Source organism: Candidatus Colwellia aromaticivorans (assembly GCF_003333305.1).
Classification (GTDB): domain Bacteria; phylum Pseudomonadota; class Gammaproteobacteria; order Enterobacterales; family Alteromonadaceae; genus Colwellia; species Colwellia aromaticivorans.
Genome location: NZ_QOLD01000053.1, coordinates 21,289 through 42,353 on the forward strand (window position 1 = coordinate 21,289; position 21,065 = coordinate 42,353).

Below are 21,065 nucleotides of genomic sequence, written 5' to 3' on the forward strand. Positions count from 1 at the left end.
ACAGTTGAACAGAAATAGCAAGTATTACTTATATTTTTAAGCGACAAAAATTTATGATTTATAGTACGAGTTTCGACCAAATCTTTCCGTTTTCATCTCGATATAAAGATATTCTAATCAAACTAGCGTATGACACATCAAGTGAAACCATATGAACTGTACCTGGGATAGGTAAATTTAAAATTTTGGCAAGTAAATATTTGATCACGCCAGCATGTGTTACCACAAGCGTGTTTGGTGAAGTATTTGTTGTAAGATAGCCTTTCCACCAGTTATCAACACGGCTAATAAAGCTTTCCATCGTTTCGCCATTTGGTGGTTGATTCTGCCAAGGGTTTTCCCAAAAATCTCCTATTGAACTTGTCGCTGATTGATCAGCCAATTTCCACAATGCCTGGTAGCTATTACCATCCCAGTCGCCAAAATCCATTTCCTGCAACTTACATTCTACTTCTAGTGGTAAATTTTGTTGCTGACAATACTGACTTGCCCATTCATGACAACGAACCAAAGGCGAACTAATACACCGGTTGATATGCTTTAGTGAGTCAGTGGCCTGTGATAGTTGTTTATGTCCAATCTCTGACAGCGCAACATCAGTTTTTCCAGCTAAAATACCTGGTGTTGCTATTTCACCGTGGCGCAATAAATAAAGTGTAAATTCACCAAAAAGTGACTTCTCTTGTTGCTTTTTTTCCATTGTTCGTCCTTATATCACCCTCAAGTTATTCTGCTCTAAAATGTGGTGCCATTGAGTCTTTAAGTGACGGTTTTTTATGATCATTTATTGTAAGAGTTCTACACAATACTTTGTAAATAAGTGATTGCTATATCAGTACACCTTAAAATGCATTTTGAAGTGTACTGATATAATTCAGGCGAATGTATAATTAGTATCTTTGAGCAATACCAGCATCGGCTGCAATTTTGCTAACCAGAGAATTTCTCTCAATATTATCAGTACCTTGCCATTGATCAAGATATACCAGTTCTTCTAAAGGTAGGCGCTTTAACCAGCCAGCAGATTCTAACTCTGGCTTTTTGAAAAAGTCGGATACATAACCTACACAAAGGTAAGCGATGGGGATGATGTCTTTTGGTATCGCTAAGGCTTCCTGTAATTCTTCTTGCTTGATGATACTAACCCAGCCTACACCAAGACCTTCTGCTCTAGCTGCTAACCATAAGTTCTGAACTGCACAAACACTACTATAGGTGTCCATACTTTTAACTGCCGTTCTGCCAAGTACCACTGGACCCGTACGCGAACGGTCACAGGTGATGCAAATATTAAGAGGTGATTCTAAAATGCCTTCTAATTTAAGTGAGCGGTAAACTTTGCTACGCTCATCATCAAACATATTCGCAGCATCTTCATTTGCTTGCAAAAATGCTTTATGCACTTTTTTCTTTACCTCTTTGGAGCGCACAATAACGAAATTCCACGGTTGCATAAACCCCACAGAAGGTGCGTGATGAGCTGCATGTAAAACCCGACTCAGCACTTCATCAGGTATGGGGTCAGATTTAAATTGACCACGCACATCACGGCGATTGAAAATAGTTTTATAAAGCGCATCGCGCTCTTGTTCACTAAAAAACACTTCTTCTTGGCATTGCTTGGCGATATTTTCCATTGTAGTCCCCTTCAATTGGAAATAAGAGCACGCCTGTCCAAACGTCTCAATGTGTTATTTAGGCCGGTCTTCTGACTTAAGATCATTTTATTCAAACACCTTCCCAGTTCTCTATTTATTGGAAACCAGTGGCATTTGTTTGAATAATCACCATTACAGCGTTGGGCACGTAGCGGGTTTACACCGCTTTCCCGATTCTCCAATACTTTATTGGTACAAGGGCACATGCAATAAAAGTATTAGCACCTAACAACAAAAGCGCTACTATTACAAAAAGTATTTATGCTGTCAATGCTAACTATACCCTGTAATAACGTAGTTAATATGGCTTGTCATTTAGGGTTAAATAGTAATATTCTGTGGCGCTAAGTGCCCCTTTGTGAGATAGAAGTCTATGAGATAAAAAGTTTTTTAGACTATAAACTATATGATCTAATACCCCTGTACCTTAGAAGTATTAATTCAAAAGTAAGTCAATTACACATACCGCCTAAAACTTGTTAGTAAACCAACTCCCTAGGTTGGATTAACATTCAGATGCGTGTACCGTTAATTAGAATCAATACGAAAGTCATGATGTAAATTTTGCCAATGTGCTTTCAACGTTTGCTGATGTAATTCATCCATAGGCAATTCAGTTAACATTTTCAACCAATGCCCTCTGGCAAGCTCAAGTGTTTCTTCAAGATGAACTTTTATTGCTTGCCAAGGAGCACCAATCCGTTTTGTCCATGCTTCAAATGATGCCATATCCGCTTGATACCAATTTTTGTTCTTTGCCATATTGAGTGCGAACTCTTGCTCTCCTTCTACATAGGGTAGCGTTGATACAATATCATAAGCTGGTGACAACATCGGTCTTTTACTATCAGGATATATTAATGACCAATTCTTTAAATGGGCATCACCATTTGCCAATAGAATATTTACCAATAGCCGCCTTGCCATTTGCTGTACATCTTTCAAACCTTGTGAGCCAAATTGGTAGAGTGCATTAGCAATTTGCTCGTAATTAAACTTTTGATATTTTTCATGAGAGTACACTTGGAACACTTGGGCAAAGTCTTCAGTATGAACTCGTTGACCTTCTTGTCGATCAAACCGCTTGATAGCATAAGCGTGAACTTCGTTAGGAAGCTGGATATCAGGCAGGTTATCCAATTGCGTCAATTCAACCAATTTGATTTCAGGAATATCAACCCCCACAAATTCAGCTAATCTCATGGCTGTGTATTCATTGTAAGGAACATACTTATGTATGGTGGACGGTGTTTTGATGATCCAACTATTACTATTTGCATCTTGACCAATATTATATCGACCATCTTTGCTCTTAACTGAAGAAAACTTCATTTGTACGCCTGCCAGAGAAAATTTACCTTGGCTGTGTTCAACATCTACTTGAACAGCTTCAACTTGTTCTCGGTGATCAAGTGCCCATTTAGGCACATTGCCAGCAGATATAGGGTCAGCCTGTAAAGCACCGGGTAAGTTCTTTCCCATATGGGCCATTAAAGGAAATTCATTATCAATGTGCACTTTAAGAGAGTGGACCATCCAATCACGTAGCGCACCTTCTGGCAGTAAATTTGAAAATACTGGAGCTAGTCTCTGAGAACTTATCAATGGTTGTGATAAGTATTGCTCATTAGCTAGTTGTGTCATCGTAAAAGTTTGACGTTCAGTCTTTGCCAACGCCACATAATCAGGAGAAAATACGAAAATATTTTTCCCGCCAGAATAATGGGTAAGCACTCCAATATCTTGCCCGTTGAGTGATAGCCTAAGTCCTTCAACACTTTCCATTCTTTTTTTAGCTGTCATTACTCATCCTCAAGGTGCTTATGCTTACTCGACCAAAAATTATCATCTATTGAAGGTGATTCAACATGCTGACTTTGTGTAGTTTGGTCAGGATCAGTTATTAATAATTCAAGCCCTAGCCCTGCTAATATACGCAGCAAGGTAGAAACTTTTAAGTCCTGACCTGATTCGATGCGTTGATATTGTTGTTGTGACATACCAATAAGCATGCGCATATCTTTTTGCGAGAGTTTTCTCTTTTTGCGTTCTGCAATGAGCAATTCAGCAAGAGCTTCAACTGTCTTCATAAAAAAAAACTCATATGATGTATTAAAAGCAAAGATACAACTTTTATGTTGTAAAAACAAGAAAAACAACCATTGAGTTGTAAATATAACAAAATACAACTCCTAAATTGTTTTGTTGTGATAATTCCTTCAACTTATTAAGTTATATTTGCATACATTTAAGCTGTTCAGCTATCAAGTTAAAGTAAAAAATTTAAGACGCTTTGTGCCCCTTTCCGAGATAGATCTGAAGTGAATGATGCTGCAATCCCTGCATTGATGAGACCTTTGACTGAATGGTTTTTTAATATACTGATAACTTAACAAAAAATTTTCTATAATCGGTATTTTTTGTTGATGAAAAATGATGAGGTAACCATATCACTACAAGCAGATATTGAGTGATATGACTAACTGAGTTTATGGGTAGGTACTACAATGCTGCTATATGCGACAACGTTTCTGGATGCGACTTTACCAATTTAAGCAGCGTAACCGCTTGTCCATTAGGCGCACTACGTCCTTGCTCCCAATTTTCTAATGTTCGCACTGATGTATGTAGGTAGTTAGCAAAGACACCACGGGACATGTGAAAATTTTTACGAATTGATAGTATTTCGTTTGGTGAGATCACCAACTCATCCGCAATTTTCATCTCATGCGTCTTCAAAGTTAACTTACCTTCGCTATGGTCTTTTGCTTCGTTGAGTGACGTTGTTAGCTCTGCAAATAAATCACGTTTGCTCATTTTTCCAGACCTCCATAAAGTCTTTAAGTTGTTTTTTCTGGGTAGTCGTCAAATCTGACACTTCATTTTTTGCATACACGGTAAGTAAATAGAAACGACTATGTCGGTCGAAGTAGTAATAAATGACTCTTGCACCACCACGCTTACCTTTGCCTTTTGCAGCCACTCTAATCTTTCTCAACCCACCTGTACCCTGTATCACATCACCCTTAACAGGCTCCGATAACAATTCACGCTGGAATGCACTATATTCATCATCTAACATGTAGTCACTGCGATGTTTTTCAAAAATACTAGATTCAACAAATACGGCTTTCACCCATCAAGTATACGCAATATGCGTACACTTGACAAATTATCTTTCTATTACTGATTATCAGCAGATTAAATGATGATTGTATTGATGCACCTTTGTCGTCACCATTATCATGAAATAACTCTAATATCTCATGAGGCTGTTTATAATCATTTTCTATCTCGACAAAAGCAGTGCCATTATATTCCCTTAAGCCTTTGGTTCGATCCCAAATATAAACCGATTTACCCGTATTATTAGCAGCTTTAAATACCTCAGCTCTTATACGTAAGGTTTCATGACTAATGATTTGAATGATGGGAGAGCCAGCTTGGATATTTAACTCAAGTTGAGTGCTGAAATTATTTAAGTACAAACTACATCCATGTTATTAATTGTATAATTGGGATTAAAATACAATAAAACAATAACTAAGCACATGTTATTTTGAGGTTTTAACTGTATTTATTGAGATAAAGCAACATATGAAATAATTTATAAACTCAAATATCATGGTTAAAACCGTGAATCATTTTCACAAGGAATACCGTCTCTATCACCATCCATTTTTGTATTAGGACAATGTTTGGTAAAAAACTCTGCTTCTGCGCGAGATGTCATTTGGCTACAATGCTGTCTGCCATCACAAGAAAAATTAGCATTCGACTCTGAGAAAGCACGATTTAATAACGAGCCACTCGGTGTTACTGTGTTTGGGGTATGTTGGACTGGCGTAGTGGCTGTTGATAAACCTAAGCGTTGATAACCAAAAGCGCCAATAGCTATCACTGCAATGAGTAATATTGCCTTGCTTTTGGGTGCTGAAGTGTTTTTGTGAACACGTGGCCTATGCCTTTGTATCGCTTTAGCAGCAACACCTTCAATGCGACAGTTAACAGCTCTGGATTTACCATTGGCTTGCTTTTCAACGTCAAAGTAGATGAAATCACCAACTTTGGGCTTTCTACTCATGGCTTTTAAGGTAGAGATATGAATAAAGGTATCTTGTTTAAGCTCACTCGATTGAATGAAGCCAAATCCTTTATCATCTTTCCAGCTTTTTAATTGTCCTTTGTGCATCACGGTTCCATTGCAGATGTCATTTCAAGTACATAGTAATATACTAATCTAATATCTCATAATAACAGTTACTTAGGTAGCGTTAGTTAATAAAACGTTGTTTAGTATCATGCTTTGAAACATAAGGTATGCCAGGAAACGTTATCTCTACTGATTTTGTCACCTTCATGATTCGATAGAATAAGTGATAAGCCAAGTTGTTTTGCCTCATGTATTGTTCTGTTAGCATCCATTTCAAATGCCGTTCGAGTATCAGAAAAGCCACCATGTCTTAGTGTGATAATTAGGTAGTCATTATCATTTAAAAGCGTACTAATGGTTTGCAAACTTTGTGTCTGCTCTTGCGGTGATAGGTGCATCCAAACAGCACTAACAAGGATGATATCGAAGATTTTTCCTTTCACTTTTTCAAGTTTTGGTAAGGTATCGTTTAGCCAGGTTACATCATCACCAGTAAACGCTTGTCCTAGCGCCCTTAAATCGTCAGATGGCTCTATTGCGGTAACGCATAACTTTTTATGTTTTGACGCTAATGCATCTCTACCGCTACCTGCACCAATGGCGAGTGCAGTTTTGCATTGTTTGAAGTTAATTTCCTGAATCCACGAATTATGGACGTTTTCAAACGAAACAGACTGATATTGTGCGAACAAAAGTGCTGACTTTTCACTATAAAACGCTATATTCTTAGTTGTTGCTAGTCAATCCTAAACTCCAAGGCTATTGGCTTGCGGAAGCACTATAATAGTAAAGTTATATGGCTAACATTACTGTTAAAATAAATGCTATTACCTAAGTAAGTACATCTTCTAGCTTGTCCAATGCATCACTGTTACTATCAGCTAACTGCTGATAATGCTCTATCATTTCAAGCAGCTTAGGATCAGATTTGTCTTGATGAAAATCCATATTTCTTTGGATGTTGATTATTAGCTTTTCTAAAGTTTCATCAATAAATTTATCTCTGTTACCTTTTTGAGTCAGTGTACTTGTTCTTTTGAACACATTGTTTTCGACAAATTTAATTAGGTAGCGAATATTTCGTTTACCTGAGCCTTCTACAGTTAAAACGTCTTTCTCAATCAGACTTTTCAAGTCTCTTGTCGCAGTAGCAAGTGAGCAACCGGTTATAGCTCTGTATTTTTCATTACTAATACCGTCAGTAACAAAACCTTCGGGTCCTGAAGCAAACATTTTAAGTAATGCTTTGCTCTGTCTATCATTGAGTTCAGTTTGTTGGTGCTTCTCCCAAAACTTAGATTTCTCTAAGATGAAATCAACTTTATTAGCTGCTAATACTTGCGCATCATGCGTAATATTTACAAACCAATTAACCCAGTTTGAAACGTTTAAGGTTGTATTTGTGTCTTGAAGCTCTTGATAATACTGTTTTCTGTTGGCGTTAATCGTCGCTGAAAGGCTAAATAGCGGCGGACTCTCGAAGTCTTGATAAAGTGCATGCTCGGCTATAGCTCTTCCTATACGACCATTACCATCTTCAAAGGGGTGAATTGATACAAACCATAAATGAGCAATAGCCGCTCTTACTGGGCCAGATAGTTTACTTTCATTGGTATTGGGCAAAGCCGTGGCATTGTACCAATCGAAAAATTGCTGCATTTCTTTAGCAACGTCATTTCTTGAAGTACCTGGTGCTTTGAATACGACCTCGATGTTTCCATACAAGTCGTCTTTGATTACATCAACGGTTTCATTTCTATATTCACCTTTAAGTACTGGTTTTCTAGCGTTATCATCATCCTGAAGCAATAACTTGTGCCAGTAGCAAAGTTTCTCTTTGTTTAGTGGCTGATTAAGGCTTTCTCTAACATTGATAAGTAATGCAGCAATGCCTTCTTCTTTTAGATGAGGAGTTGAGCTTGATTCAACGTCAAGGCCAAGGAAACGAGCTACAGATGAACGAACTTCCTCTCGGTTAAGGTTTTCACCCTCAATTTCACTAGAGTTTATGGCTTCTTCAACGATCAATAAGATATGAGCTTCTTGCTGAAACTCCAGATTTAATTGTGCTAATCGACCGAGCAGACTGTATGCATTCTGCTGATACTTTTGCACAATGGGCTCTAATTCACTGGTGTTATAAGTGAACTCGGGCCAATTTTGTTGTTGCCAATTATATTTCATGAGTTAAAAACCCCTTCCTTTTAACTCATAATACATCTCAATATGAGTTAATAAAAGTACTTTTTTACTCATGACCATATTTAAAAATTATTGAATAATAAGGTTCGTACACCGACTGGTATAAGATTAAATGTTAGGATGAAATTGAAACAAACTAGACAATATAAGCATTTTTATATATTGTTGATGTCTAGAAGGTGTCGCTACAGGCCTTGTGTATATTGGGGTGTTGACATTGCACAGGTAAGATCTAACGCTTAATCTGTGACAAGCATAAAGATCTATTTGTTAGTTTGGGAAGTATCAAAAAAGATCTTTGTGAACCTCTTCTACATCCCCTGTAAAATACGATCTAAGGATCTACTGCTTAACTTCGAATGACAATTAGTTATAGAATTTAAATTTAACTATTCGAGGTTTTCGCTTTATTCTCCTCATTGCTCAGGCTTAGTCGTCGAACGCTTAACCCCAAGATGTATTTAAAAGTTACCTGTTTTATTTGGAATATTTTAAACGCTGTATTTTCTGATGGTTTTACAATATTTGTTACGCTAAAATACCATAGACTAACAAGGAGTTACCATGATTGAAGTCAAAGATTTGTGTTTTATCCGTAATGATGGCGATAACAAGCAAAACATTTTAAATCATCTTGATTTGTCTGTACCCGCAGCACAACACCTTGCATTGCTAGGTGATAGTGGCTCAGGTAAAACCACCTTTTTGCACATTCTAGCGGGCCTACTTAAAGCAGATAGCGGTTCAGTCAGTGTTAATAACCAAGAGCTCTCTACACTAAATGAACAAGAACTTGCACTTTACCGCCGTAAAATAGGGCTAATATTTCAGCATTATCAATTGCTAGATTGCTTAACCGTAAAGCAAAATATTTTATTTCAGCACAAACTAAACTTTCCAAATCAAACGGCTAGTGAGTTTGACCATCTAGTTAAGGAGTTAGGGCTACAAAATAAGCTCAATGCCCTACCTCATCAACTTTCTGGTGGTGAACAACAAAGGGTCGGTATTGCCAGAGCCTTACTGAATAAACCTCAGATTATTTTTGCAGATGAACCTACAGGTAACTTAGATCAAAAGCGCTCGCACCAAGTTGTCAAACTACTTACCGAGTTATGCAGAGAGCGAAAAATCAACTTAGTAATGGTGACTCATAGTCATCAATTAACTGATTACTTTGATCAAGTCAAAGTGCTTAGAGATGGCCATTTTGACTAATTCGGCGAATGAAATTAAACTAATTTTAACCACCCATATATCGTTTTATCGAAGACATCCTTGGTTAATGGCATTGTTTATTTTAGGGTTTAGTTTAGGTAGTGCCCTATTAACTGCAATTTCTGGGCTTAATCAAGAAGCAAAAATTCGTTATCAACATTCCTCAGCATTAATCAATAATCCCGTCACCCATTTAATTAAACCACTCATGGGAAAACAGACTATTGATGGTGATGTATGGATAAATTTACGGCAACAGGGTTTTATAAATGCCCAACCTGTTTTACGCGGTAAATTAAAAACAAGTGAAGACAAAACGCTGGCAATTCAAGGTGTAGATACCTTGTTATGGTTAAACACGCAATACAAACTAAGTAACAAAAATGTCAATAAAGCGCCCTCTCGCTTTTCTCTTTCTACCTTGTTAGTAGACTCGCAATTTGCTGACCGAATTTACACCGCAGCGAGTAGCCAAGCACAATTTGTTCTGCAAAATGGACAATATCAACCAGACATTAGTTTGGCTGATGGTATTGGGCTATGGGCAATTACCGATATTGCCCATGCTGATTATTTATTAGAGGCTAAAGGTCAATTAAGCTTTATTGAGCTGTCGCATGTTACTGAGCAGCAATTAGCGCAAATTAAACAGTTGATTGCGGGGCAAGCACAGCTAGTTGATGCGCAGCAACAATCGTTTGATGTGCTGTCACAAGCGTTCTTTTTTAATCTTACCGCACTTGCCATGCTTGGCTATATTGTTGCGGCATTTTTGAGTTTTAACGCCATAAAACTCACCTTAACTGCACGAAAAAAATTGTTGAAGCAAATGCAGTTGTTGGGCTGCACCAAGCTAAATATTCAACTTAGTCTTACTGTTGAACTTGTTATTGTGAGCATTTGTACCGCGCTTTTAGGCTCATTAGGCGGGTACTTCATTGCTAATGGGCTAGTGCTTGATGTAAATCGCACATTGGTGGGCTTGTATCAACTTGATAAAACGCTTGTTATCCATTGGCAATGGTCAAATGTTTTATTGGGTTTTGCACTTAATATCTCTGCGTTAGCGGTAATATTGTTAACTCAAGCCAAGCAGGTTGCCAATAAAGGTCCATTGATGTTTTACAGTTTATTGGTAAGTACCTCAGCGGGGTTAATTTGGTTACTCAATTACGCAACTAACGAATACAAAGCTTTACTGTTGTGTTTTACTATTTTGATATTGTTTATTTTGCTAGTGCCTAAAGCACTATCGGGTTTGGTTGCATTTCCTTTTACCATGACTAATCCGTTAACCCAGTGGCTACATGCCGATACGCGATTTCACTTAAAAGACTTACATATTGCCATTATTGCTATTTTAGTTGCCCTTGGTAGTGCCGTAGGCATGCAAATTATGGTGAATAGTTTTAGTACTACCTTAAATGCACATCTTGAAAAACAACTGAGTGCAGATATTTATTTACGCTCAGATAAGCTCGATCAAAATTTAAGGCAAACACTCAGTAACTTGCCTGAAATTAAGCTAATAAGCATATATATGAAAAGCGAAGGCAAAGTAAACAATGTTCCTGCAAAGCTTTCAAGCTTTGGTGAAAGCTTTAAACATTATCAGCATATTTCGCTTACATCAGGTTTACCCATTAGTGATGAAAACTTCACTGATAAAGGGTGTTTGGCTAATGAGCAAAGCAAAATTAAATTTGGTTTTTCTTTAGGACATGTGGCTGTATTTGAGCAAAACTTAATGCGTTTTAACTGCCGTATAACGGGTTTTTTTTATGATTATGGTAACCCAAGTGTCTCATTACTCACATTGGAAAAACGACAAAAAGCAGCAGAGCTAAACACGGAATATGTGGGTTATTCAATTCGCCTAAAAAGTAGTACCACAGTTGCACAATTTAGCGAGCGTTTAATTAACGAGTTCAAACAAGACAGCACAAAGATTTTGCCAAACAAACGCTTTAAACAATTAGCCAATGCCTTATTTGACGATACCTTTGTAGTGACCAAAGCGCTTAATGGCTTTATTCTCGCCATTGCATTGTTAAGTCTGTGTACCAGCCTTTTAAGTTTAAGTGTTAATCAATTAAAACAATTAACCGTATTACGTAACTTAGGGGTAACACAGCAGCAATTATTAATCATGAAGTTACTACAAACCGGAGGTATAGTGTTATTTACTGCATTATTTGCTGTTCCGCTTGGCTTTGCCCTTGGCTTTTCGTTATTAACTTTTGTAATGCCGATTGCGTTTGGCTGGACCATTCACTTTAGTTTAGATTTGTCCAGTTTACTACTATTGTGCTTAACGCTAGTTGGAGTATCTGTTTTGTGTGCCTACTTGCCTATTCGTAAATTAACCAACTTAGAGATCACGTGATGAAAAAGCGAATAGTGAAAAGGTTATTACTCACCGGGCTTGTTTTTGTGTCCTTTGCTTTTGTACTGGGTGCTTGTCAGCCTACGGAGCAAAAATCGAAACCGTCTGCGTTGCAAATGGCCATCGGTAAGCCTGTAACAAGGGGCTCTACATTAGTCTTCCCAAAAGATCATGGTATTCACGCTGAACAAGGCATTGAATGGTGGTATTTAACGGCTAATTTACAAAGTGACACTGGCGAAACCTTCGGTGTTCAATGGACACTGTTTCGTACATTAATGCCGAGTGAAATTGAATCAAAATGGTGGGATAACAACCTTTATTTCGCCCACTTTGCTATGCAACATAAACAAGCACATGTTGCGTTTGAACGTTTTTCACGAGCAGGCCAAGCCAAGGTGACTAGCTCGCCGTTTAATGCCGTTATTGATGATTGGCAATTGAGCAGTATCAATGATGACTTTTTACCACTGAGCCTAACGGCAGCACATGAAAACTACCAAATAGCGTTATCATTAAGCGACAGCCCAATAACATTACATGGCGTAAATGGTTACAGTCAAAAAAACCAAAGTGGCCATGCGTCTTATTATTTTAGTTATCCATTTTTAAAAGTAAAAGGCAGTCTAACTTTTGCCGGAAGTACGTATAAAGTGACAGGTAATGCGTGGTATGACAGAGAATGGTCCGCCAGTTTACTTGACAAGAATCAACTTGGTTGGGACTGGTTCAGTCTAGTTGACTCGCAATCGACAAAAAAAGGGCTAATGCTATTTTGCATTAGAGGTAATGGACACAGTTATGATTATTGCAGTGGTACGCACATAGCGTCTAATGGTGAAGCAACTGAGATTTCAAAAGAAAGTATTAAGCTGTCTGTCGTTGAAACGGTAATATTAGATAATCGCGATTATCCCAGCAAGTGGCAGGTTGAGTTACCTAATACCCCTGCCATTTTTATCCAAAGTATCACCAAAGATTCGCGCAATCAATTAACTATTCCCTATTGGGAAGGCCGAGTTAAAGCAACAGGAGGCTTTAATGGTAAAGGCTATGCCGAAATAACCGGATATTAATCAACCTATCTAGTCGATTCAGGTAGCGTTAATCAACTTTTCTTTTTCTACCACTCTCCGCTCTCATTTTGTTTTCAGACTGAACATATATAGTATCTGTGGTTGCCATGCTCGCATGACCTAAGTCTTCAGAAAGATCCTTTAAAGACCGACCTCGCTCAATTTCCATACTTGCTCCAGTATGTCGAAGCCAATGCGTGGTAGCTTCTTTAAGTTTCCTCGATTTATTTTCACCTTCAAGTTGTTTCATGCGGGTATATGCTTGGTCAAAGACAACTTGTACTAAACGCCTAAGATGTCTTGAGGTCATTCCTCCTTGACCTCGAACTTTTTCAACAAGTACATTATTCTCACTACTTGCAGGAAGTCCAGAAAGTCCACGAGATAATCGATATCGTTTTAAAAACGGCATAAAATCCGGTGGCACCGTTGTATCACGAAGTTTTCTGCCTTTTCCAAATATTTTTAACCACCAATTTTGATCTTCATCTTGCCAAAAATGTCCCATAATTGGTGACCAATTATCACGTTCTGAAAGTTCTGATATTCGTAAAAACAAGGTTTTTAACGAGGCAATAACAAAAAGGTTTCGCTCATATAATTGATCTTCATTCGCCATAGATACTGCTGTATCTAATAAATATTGCCATTGAGAGCTAGACAACCTTTTCACTTCTTTAACTTGTGCATCACTAATAAAATGCTTGCAATCTTTTTTGGCTATTTGTGCAGGATTTCCATAGCAAAGTTCTTCACCCATCAAGTAGTTATAAAACACAATAATGGCAGTAAATGTAGAGGTTAATGTCTGTTGTGAAGGACGATATTTTTTCTTATTAACCTCTTTAGATACTTGGCTTTTAGCCGCTTGTATTTTGAAGGGACGCCATAATTCATTTGAATTGAAATAGCTGTTTTTAAGCTTGAATCTTTCTTGGCTACTGGTGCCAATCCAACTTACCGGAGGTTTCCAACAAAAATCAGCGTATTCTAGAATGTCAGCTTTTCTGAGTTCATCAATGGGCTGTTTTTTTTCGTTAAATGACCACAGTAAAAATTTCTCAATCTCGTTACGGAACCTATCATAAGTATGAACAGATTTGTTTCGTCCGGTGTATTCAAGAAAAGATTTTCCCCATTGCCAATGTGTTAAAGACCATGCAGAACTAGTTGTTATAAAATCATTAAGTTTTGGATAATCATCAAGCTCTAATTTACATAGCTCTACATATATTGGGTAAAGTGGTACGGGAGTTTTTATGGGCATATGTAAATTATTAAAGATATTTTTAAGTCGACTATACTTTCCCCTCCCTTCTATGTCCAATACTAGGGGTATCAAATAGATCTTTACTAAATTAATGTTAATAATAGTGATTAAGTAAAAATGGTATATGAGTTTTTATTTTAAGCTTAAAACTGTTTGTTTGCTGCGGTAACAATTTCAACAATGGCGGGATGCTTTAATCTACGCTCTGGAGAGATAATATAGTAATGCTCTTTAATTTCGTCGGTACGCCCAACAATTTTAACATCGTATTTATCAGTAACGTATTCGTCAATTAGGGTCGGACTGCTAAAAACACCAAAACCCGCTTGTCCAAAGGACTTCATTAATGCACTGTCATCAAACTCCGCAACAATGTTTGGCGATATATTATGCTTTTCTAACCATGATGATAAGCGTGTTCTTACTGCTGACTTTTTACTTTGCATTAACCAAGGTAACTCTGATAAAGATTGAAGCAAGTCATTGGGTAAATTTTGCAAAAGTGTTTCTGCCGCAAAAAAAGTAAAGCCACATTCAACAAGTAGATAATTGTATGCTTTCACATGATTTCCTAACTGAAGCGGTTGGTCTGTCAATATACAATCTAACTTATTAATAGCTAAGTCTGCTACTAAACTATCCTGGTCACCTTCCACACAAATTAATCGCACTCTATCTTTCATTTTTAACACAGGTGAAAGTAGTTGATAAGCCAATACTTTAGGTATTACGTCTACTATCCCTACCGTAAATGTATGCCATAACACAGGCTGCTGTCTTTTTAATATATGTTTTACTTCATCACCTAGTTGAAAAATTTCTTCAGCATAGCTATAGATTAATTGCCCTACTTCAGAAGGAAATAATTTTTTTCCTTTTCGATCAAATAAATTAACACCAACTTGAGCTTCAAAACTGGTGATTTGTCCACTTATCGTTTGTGGCGTTAGATTTAATCTTGTACTAGCCTTACTAATACTACCTTCAGTTGCAACGACATAAAAATAAAATAGATGGTTATAATTAAGTGGACTCATATATTATTTCACCAAGTTTTTACGATGATAATATCAATAATATTCGAATTTACCTACAACAACAACTGAACTATACCTAAGGAGTGCCCTATATACCCATGATACTTCAACTCCAGCTGAATCCAACATATTGAAGTAACATGGGTATAAAATACATTGTTGGACAATTATATAAATTTTTGAAACAACGTGCAGTATTGAAATTAGCGGTAAATGAGGCAATAGATGAAGATTGATGTTCAGAACTCTTTAGTTGATTACGACCATACATTAGATGCTGATATTCAGCGTAGACTACTGCTTGCATTGTCAAAAGTTAAATCTCATATATCTTCTATCACTTTTATACTATCAAGTGTTGTTAGTGTTACAGGACACCATGCAAACCATTGCTCATTAACTATTACACTTAAACGATTATCTGACATCTCAGTTGAAGAAACTCAAGTAGATATCAATAACGCTATCGATCGTACCATTCAAAAAGCAACTCATATTATTTTTCGTAAAATTTCAACAGGAGGAGATAATCGGATATGAAAACACATACCATCAGCCTGTTTTTTACTTTAGCTACTTTTTGGCTGCTTAATTCAGGTCACAATACCCTACTCATTTTACTGCTTGGCCTCGCTTCTATTTGTTTGGTGATTGCAATTGTTCATCGAATGGATGTGGTTGATCATGAATCACAGCCGATTCATTTAACGCAAAATATTTTTAGCTACCTTTTATGGCTTATCAAAGAAGTAATACATTCCAATATCATCGTGATAAAACATATTTGGCTAGGAAATAAAAGCATATCTCCAACGTTAAGAAGAATTAGAGTCAGCCAAAAAACTGATATGGGAAAGGTAATATATGCAAACTCCATCAATTTAACCCCTGGTACTGTAACAATAGATCTCATTGATGATGAAGTTGTAGTGCATGCACTACTTCAAAAAGATATTGAAACATTACTCGCCGGTGAAATGGATCGTCGAGTAAGTTTGCTGGAACGCTAATGCTCATTGCCGCCACGTTCGCCATTTTTATTGCCATGATCTTAGCTATTGTACGAGGCATTGTTGGTCCTACACTTTATGATCGTATTTTGGCGGTTAATATGTTTGGTACTAAAACAGTGTTACTGATTTCATTGTTAGGTTTTGTCATGGGCAGACCTGAGTTTTTGGATATTGCAATTGTTTATGCACTCATTAACTTTATCAGTGTGATAGGCGTTTTACGCTACTCAGATACTAATAAATTTAAACATTCATCTGCCGATAAAGAATCTTTGGATAAGGAGTCTTAAATGGACATGATTACAAATATTAGCGGAGCTGTGTGTTTAATCATTGGCAGCTTTCTTTGTATCTCTGGTGGTATTGGAATTTTACGTTTTCCTGATTTTTATACCCGAATGCATGCCGTTGGTGTCACCGATACATTGGGCGCAGGGATGATTTTGATCGGCTTGATGTTTTACAGTCCTGATTTTTTAACGTTTTCAAAGTTAGTTATGATTTTGTTACTTACTTTATTGATTGGCCCTACAACCAGTCATGTTTTGGCAAAATCTGCAATGTATAACGGCCTGATGCCAGAATTAAAACAAAAGGACAATGTTAAGGAGACAAACTAATCGAATTATTAATTGATATTGTTTTATTAACGTTACTATTAGTCGCTGCTTTTGCGATTATAAGGATGAAAGATCTCTTCTCTGTAGTAATGCTACTGGGTATATACAGCTTATTATCGGCAAGCTTTTTTGTCGCAATGGACGCAGTAGACGTTGCTTTTACTGAAGCTGCAGTCGGCGCTGGTATCTCAACTTTATTGATGTTGGTAGTCATTACTATGACTGGACGCAGTGAAAAGACAACTCGACATAAACCCATGTTAGCACTATTAGTTGTTGTATTTACTGGTGGTGTGTTGATCTATGGTACGTTTGACATGCCATATTTTGGTTTAGCCGATGCACCTATTCACAACCATGTTTCACCTCGTTATATTAATGACTCAATGCAAGAAATTGGCATTCCAAATATCGTCACATCTGTTCTTGCAAGCTACCGTGCATTTGATACTTTTGGTGAAGTTGTTGTTATTTTTACCGCTGGTATTGGGGTGCTAGCACTGTTATCTGTTGTACGTCGCCCAGAAGACAGTGACAAAATAACAGCGATTAATGATTCTATGCATGAACGGTATCTTGTTATCCGTATTGTCACCAAAATATTGTTACCCTTTATTCTATTGTTTGCACTATATGTACAATTTCATGGAGACTTTGGTCCCGGCGGAGGCTTTCAGGCAGGCGTTATTTTTGCAGCAGCAATTATTTTGTACACCATGTTGTTTGGTTTAAATACTGCACGTAAAGTCATTAATCAATCTTTTATCCAGTTCATAGCTGCTGTTGGTGTATTATTGTATGGCTGTGTTGGCCTAGTTTCTTTACTAAACGGTGGGAATTTTTTTGATTATAACGTCTTAACGAATGACCCCATTGTTGGCCAACATATAGGAATTTTGATAATTGAGTTGGGCGTAGGTTGTACTGTTGCGTCTGTGATGATCATTATATTTTTTAATTTCGCAGGCCGTAGAGAGATGCAACAACACAATAAAAAAGTTCACAGTAGCGATCTGGAGTCATTGTAATGATAATAGGACTTTTTAATGACTGGGTTGTTGTTGTACTTATGATGATCGGACTTTACATTGTTATTGCCCATGGTAATTTAATTAAAAAATTAGTAGGACTCTCTATATTTCAAACCTCGGTATATATTTTCTATATTAGTATGGCGAAAGTTGAAGGAGGGTCAGCACCTATATTGGCTGAAAGTATAAAACAATTTTCTAATCCACTCCCGCATGTGTTAATCCTCACCGCGATTGTTGTTGGCATTGCAACCACCGCTTTGGGTCTTGCGCTAGTAGTTCGCATTAAAGAGGCTTATGGCAGCGTTGAAGAAGAAGATATTCAGCATTTAGATAATCAAACCCAAACAGAGTCTCCAAAAAAAGTACTAGAAGGTGATCAAGCGTGATCTCACATCTGCCAGTTTTACAGGTAATTGTACCACTAATGGCAGCACCTTTATGCTTGCTATTAAGACGTGCACAGTTAGTTTGGTTATTTGCACTCTTAGCTAGCAGTTTAGCTTTTTTGATTAGTATATTATTGTTGCAACAAGTGATGACTTCTGGCGTGATTAGTTATGAATTAGGGGGATGGGAAGCTCCTTGGGGTATCGAATATAGAATTGATAAGCTAAATGCGTTTTTGCTATTGATTATTACAGCAATCAGTACTGTGGTTTTAATTGCAGCCCAAACGAGCATTGAAAAAGAAATTCCCAAAGAGAAGCACACACTTTTCTATATATTATATTTATTATCCTTAACCGGTATGCTAGGTATTGTGTCTACAGGAGATGCATTTAATGTGTTTGTTTTTCTTGAAATATCCTCACTATCGGCATATGCATTAATTGCCCTAGGCAATGACAGACGAGCGCTTTGGGCTTCTTATCAATACCTGATCATGGGAACTATTGGCGCTACTTTTATATTAATTGGCATTGGTCTGATGTATCAAATGACCGGTACACTGAATATGGAAGACCTTTCCCAACGCTTACCTCAAGTGGCACAAACACGAACCGTATTTACCGCCTTTGTTTTTGTTATTGTTGGCGTCTGTTTAAAATTAGCTTTGTTTCCTCTTCATTTATGGCTACCTAATGCATATGCGTATGCGCCATCTATTGTCACCGTTTTCTTTGCTGCAACGGCAACAAAAGTCGCTATTTATTTGCTTATTCGCTTTACGTTTACCGTATTTGGACTTTCTTTTTCTTTTACCACATTACCTTTACAAGGCTTGTTTCTAACATTAGGTTTGGCGGGAATATTTGTTGCTTCAAGCGCAGCTATTTATCAAAAAAATGTAAAACATATTTTTGCTTATTCTAGCATAGCGCAGGTTGGCTATATTATTGTTGGAATAAGTACCAGTACAGTTATGGGCTTAACAGCAACTTTACTCCATTTGTTTAACCATGCACTCATGAAAAGTGCCATTTTTTTAGCGCTGGGTGCTGTGGTCTATCGACTAGGTACTATTCAACTAAGTAGTTTTCATGGTTTAGGTCGTCAAATGCCACTGACTATGGCCGCTGTTACAATAGGCGGGTTAAGCTTAATTGGCGTACCTCTTACCGTAGGTTTTGTGAGTAAATGGTATTTATTGATCGCCTTAATTGAAAAAGGTTGGTGGCTTGTTGCCATACTTATTCTGTTAGGATCATTACTCGCTGTCGTTTACGTGTGGCGTATTGTAGAAGCGGCTTATTTTAAAGAGCCTTTAGCTGGAAGTATGCCAGTAAAAGAAGCCCCGATGTTATTTCTTATCCCTATATGGACACTAATTATAGCTAATATCTATTTTGGTCTCGATACCCGACTTAGCGTTCAGGTTGCACAATCTGCCGCTCAGGGTTTATTTGGGGTATCACCATGATTTTTTCTTTAGAAGTGATGCTACAACTAACCATTGCGATACCATTATTAGCGATACTCGGTATTATTTTTGCCCGTAAAAATCCAAATATTCGTGAAGGAATTACAATTACAGCAAGTATTGTATTGCTGTATATTGTCATAAATTTATATCAGAGCCTACTCTCTGGTAAAACTGTCAATGTTTTTTGGTGGGAAATCATGCCCAATTTGAGCATTAGTTTTTCTATTGAACCGCTAGGCATGATATTCGCTTTAATCGCTAGTTTCCTATGGCTTATCACCACAATTTACGCTATTGGCTATATGCGTAGTCATCAAGAAGAAAACCAAACCCGTTTTTATAGTTTTTTTGCTTTAGCTATTTGTGCAGTAATGGGCATTGCATTTTCTGACAATCTATTTACATTATTTGTATTTTATGAAGTATTGACCCTTTCAACCTACCCTTTAGTTACGCATGCAGGTACTGACAAAGCCAAACAAGGCGGAAGAGTTTATTTAGGCATTTTATTAAGTACTTCAATTGCATTTTTCCTATTGGCCATAGCCAGCACTTGGTTCATCACTGGTACTTTAGACTTCAAGCAAGGTGGTATATTTAGCGCTAATATTGATAAAACCATCGCAGGGGCTTTACTTGTACTGTTTATTTTCGGCATTGGTAAGGCGGCGATAATGCCTTTTCATCGGTGGTTGCCTGCCGCGATGGTTGCTCCAACACCTGTAAGTGCATTATTGCACGCTGTTGCTGTGGTAAAGGCCGGGGTTTTCACTATTTTAAAAGTCTGTGTATTTATTTTTGGCTTAGATTTATTAGCCATTTTACCAACAACACAATTTTTACTCTATTTGGCTGGTGCCTCGGTGTTACTGGCCTCACTCGTTGCTATGCGACAAGATAATTTAAAAGCAAGACTTGCCTATTCAACCATCAGCCAATTAGGTTACATCACTATAGGCGCGCTTTTAGCGACTTCCTCAGGTGTGATTGGTAGCTCTATGCATATTGCCACCCATGCTTTTGGCAAAATTACCTTATTTTTCTGTGCCGGTGCCATTTTGGTTGCCGCACATAAATCTAATATAAGTGAAATGCGTGGACTGGGTCGTCAAATGCCATTCACGATGATGGCATTTTTTATTGCCAGCCTTTGTATTATTGGCTTACCTCCCACAGCAGGTACATGGAGTAAATGGTTTTTGTTAATGGGCACTCTAGAAGCCGAACAGTGGACATTAATGATGGTGCTAATACTTAGTTCTCTACTCAATATTGCCTATTTGCTGCCAATTCCTTTTCTCGCTTTTTTTCCAAACATTTCAGCTAAAAATAATCAAGGGGCTGAGAATGCCACTACCAATATTCAAATAAAAGAAGCACCACTAGCATCATTAATTGCGATAGGCATTGCAGCCCTAGCTTGTTTGATTCTATTTATTTACCCAAACCCACTTTACGAATTGGCTACGGCTATTCTGGACACAGAGAGGGTGACTTATGGAAAATAACAAAACGACACATCTTTATCCGCTGA

General features: G+C 37.4%; 23 protein-coding genes and 1 riboswitch. Of the genes, 11 read left to right on the forward strand and 12 right to left on the reverse strand.

The window, feature by feature from the left end:
• Positions 1-58: 58 nt before the first annotated feature.
• The 10 genes from DWA31_RS07770 to DWA31_RS07815 form a co-directional block, all read right to left on the reverse strand.
• Entirely contained in the window at positions 59-700 is a 642-nt protein-coding gene (locus DWA31_RS07770; protein WP_114326033.1) for a histidine phosphatase family protein, read from the reverse strand.
• Between the two features lie 190 nt (positions 701-890).
• Entirely contained in the window at positions 891-1,637 is a 747-nt protein-coding gene (gene bluB, locus DWA31_RS07775) for a 5,6-dimethylbenzimidazole synthase (RefSeq protein WP_114326034.1), read from the reverse strand.
• 44 nt (positions 1,638-1,681) lie between these two features.
• A riboswitch (cobalamin riboswitch) is annotated at positions 1,682-1,870 on the reverse strand.
• Positions 1,871-2,186: 316 nt separating this feature from the next.
• The gene (locus DWA31_RS07780) at positions 2,187-3,461 is read right to left on the reverse strand and encodes a type II toxin-antitoxin system HipA family toxin (protein WP_114326035.1); all 1,275 of its coding nucleotides are present in this window, start codon (positions 3,459-3,461) and stop codon (positions 2,187-2,189) included.
• Positions 3,461-3,748, reverse strand: a complete 288-nt coding sequence (locus tag DWA31_RS07785; RefSeq protein WP_114326085.1) for a helix-turn-helix domain-containing protein — start codon at positions 3,746-3,748, stop codon at positions 3,461-3,463. The genes DWA31_RS07780 and DWA31_RS07785 overlap by 1 nt, the downstream gene beginning before the upstream one ends.
• A 412-nt stretch (positions 3,749-4,160) precedes the next feature.
• Complete coding sequence (locus DWA31_RS07790) at positions 4,161-4,475, reverse strand: helix-turn-helix domain-containing protein (protein ID WP_114326036.1); 315 nt, start codon at positions 4,473-4,475, stop codon at positions 4,161-4,163.
• On the reverse strand, positions 4,462-4,794 hold the full coding sequence (locus tag DWA31_RS07795; RefSeq protein ID WP_114326037.1) for a type II toxin-antitoxin system RelE/ParE family toxin: 333 nt from the start codon (positions 4,792-4,794) through the stop codon (positions 4,462-4,464). Before DWA31_RS07795 ends, DWA31_RS07790 begins: the two co-directional genes overlap by 14 nt.
• Positions 4,775-5,146: a hypothetical protein gene (locus tag DWA31_RS07800; RefSeq protein ID WP_114326038.1), complete on the reverse strand. Its 372-nt coding sequence runs from the start codon at positions 5,144-5,146 to the stop codon at positions 4,775-4,777. Before DWA31_RS07800 ends, DWA31_RS07795 begins: the two co-directional genes overlap by 20 nt.
• Before the next feature lie 140 nt (positions 5,147-5,286).
• Positions 5,287-5,850 carry an excalibur calcium-binding domain-containing protein gene (locus tag DWA31_RS07805; RefSeq protein WP_114326039.1) on the reverse strand — a complete coding sequence of 188 codons (564 nt, stop codon included), beginning with the start codon at positions 5,848-5,850 and terminating at the stop codon, positions 5,287-5,289.
• Positions 5,851-5,957: 107 nt separating this feature from the next.
• A complete protein-coding gene (locus tag DWA31_RS07810) occupies positions 5,958-6,503 on the reverse strand; it encodes a class I SAM-dependent methyltransferase (RefSeq protein ID WP_168427310.1) in 546 nt (181 codons plus the stop codon).
• A gap of 139 nt (positions 6,504-6,642) precedes the next feature.
• The gene (locus DWA31_RS07815) at positions 6,643-7,995 is read right to left on the reverse strand and encodes a Fic family protein (protein WP_114326041.1); all 1,353 of its coding nucleotides are present in this window, start codon (positions 7,993-7,995) and stop codon (positions 6,643-6,645) included.
• A 582-nt stretch (positions 7,996-8,577) separates the two neighbouring features.
• Here DWA31_RS07815 and DWA31_RS07820 point away from each other — a divergent pair.
• The 3 genes from DWA31_RS07820 to DWA31_RS07830 are packed head-to-tail and all read left to right on the forward strand — an operon-like array spanning position 8,578 to position 12,693.
• Complete coding sequence (locus DWA31_RS07820) at positions 8,578-9,231, forward strand: ABC transporter ATP-binding protein (protein WP_114326042.1); 654 nt, start codon at positions 8,578-8,580, stop codon at positions 9,229-9,231.
• Positions 9,215-11,617 carry an FtsX-like permease family protein gene (locus tag DWA31_RS07825; RefSeq protein ID WP_114326043.1) on the forward strand — a complete coding sequence of 801 codons (2,403 nt, stop codon included), beginning with the start codon at positions 9,215-9,217 and terminating at the stop codon, positions 11,615-11,617. Before DWA31_RS07820 ends, DWA31_RS07825 begins: the two co-directional genes overlap by 17 nt.
• Positions 11,617-12,693: a lipocalin-like domain-containing protein gene (locus DWA31_RS07830; protein WP_114326044.1), complete on the forward strand. Its 1,077-nt coding sequence runs from the start codon at positions 11,617-11,619 to the stop codon at positions 12,691-12,693. Before DWA31_RS07825 ends, DWA31_RS07830 begins: the two co-directional genes overlap by 1 nt.
• A 28-nt stretch (positions 12,694-12,721) precedes the next feature.
• Here the strand turns inward: DWA31_RS07830 and DWA31_RS07835 are convergent, their stop codons facing one another.
• Both DWA31_RS07835 and nhaR read right to left on the reverse strand, forming a co-directional pair.
• Complete coding sequence (locus DWA31_RS07835; protein WP_114326045.1) at positions 12,722-13,960, reverse strand: tyrosine-type recombinase/integrase; 1,239 nt, start codon at positions 13,958-13,960, stop codon at positions 12,722-12,724.
• 146 nt (positions 13,961-14,106) lie between these two features.
• Complete coding sequence (gene nhaR / locus DWA31_RS07840) at positions 14,107-15,000, reverse strand: transcriptional activator NhaR (RefSeq protein WP_114326046.1); 894 nt, start codon at positions 14,998-15,000, stop codon at positions 14,107-14,109.
• A gap of 225 nt (positions 15,001-15,225) precedes the next feature.
• Between nhaR and DWA31_RS07845 the strand changes: the two genes are divergently transcribed.
• From DWA31_RS07845 to DWA31_RS07880, 8 genes are read left to right on the forward strand one after another with little or no spacing between them, the layout of a single operon-like run.
• On the forward strand, positions 15,226-15,540 hold the full coding sequence (locus tag DWA31_RS07845) for a hypothetical protein (RefSeq protein ID WP_114326047.1): 315 nt from the start codon (positions 15,226-15,228) through the stop codon (positions 15,538-15,540).
• Entirely contained in the window at positions 15,537-16,010 is a 474-nt protein-coding gene (locus DWA31_RS07850) for a Na+/H+ antiporter subunit E (protein ID WP_114326048.1), read from the forward strand. The genes DWA31_RS07845 and DWA31_RS07850 overlap by 4 nt, the downstream gene beginning before the upstream one ends.
• On the forward strand, positions 16,010-16,303 hold the full coding sequence (locus DWA31_RS07855) for an MrpF/PhaF family protein (protein WP_114326049.1): 294 nt from the start codon (positions 16,010-16,012) through the stop codon (positions 16,301-16,303). The genes DWA31_RS07850 and DWA31_RS07855 overlap by 1 nt, the downstream gene beginning before the upstream one ends.
• On the forward strand, positions 16,304-16,633 hold the full coding sequence (gene mnhG / locus DWA31_RS07860) for a monovalent cation/H(+) antiporter subunit G (protein WP_114326050.1): 330 nt from the start codon (positions 16,304-16,306) through the stop codon (positions 16,631-16,633).
• 59 nt (positions 16,634-16,692) lie between these two features.
• Complete coding sequence (locus DWA31_RS07865) at positions 16,693-17,661, forward strand: Na(+)/H(+) antiporter subunit B (protein WP_245942548.1); 969 nt, start codon at positions 16,693-16,695, stop codon at positions 17,659-17,661.
• Positions 17,661-18,053, forward strand: coding sequence for a cation:proton antiporter subunit C (locus DWA31_RS07870; protein WP_210725568.1), 393 nt, complete (start codon positions 17,661-17,663; stop codon positions 18,051-18,053). The genes DWA31_RS07865 and DWA31_RS07870 overlap by 1 nt, the downstream gene beginning before the upstream one ends.
• A complete protein-coding gene (locus tag DWA31_RS07875; protein ID WP_114326053.1) occupies positions 18,050-19,528 on the forward strand; it encodes a monovalent cation/H+ antiporter subunit D family protein in 1,479 nt (492 codons plus the stop codon). Before DWA31_RS07870 ends, DWA31_RS07875 begins: the two co-directional genes overlap by 4 nt.
• Positions 19,525-21,039 (forward strand): monovalent cation/H+ antiporter subunit D family protein, encoded by a 1,515-nt coding sequence (locus DWA31_RS07880; RefSeq protein ID WP_114326054.1) that lies wholly within the window; start codon positions 19,525-19,527, stop codon positions 21,037-21,039. The genes DWA31_RS07875 and DWA31_RS07880 overlap by 4 nt, the downstream gene beginning before the upstream one ends.
• Positions 21,040-21,065: the final 26 nt, after the last annotated feature.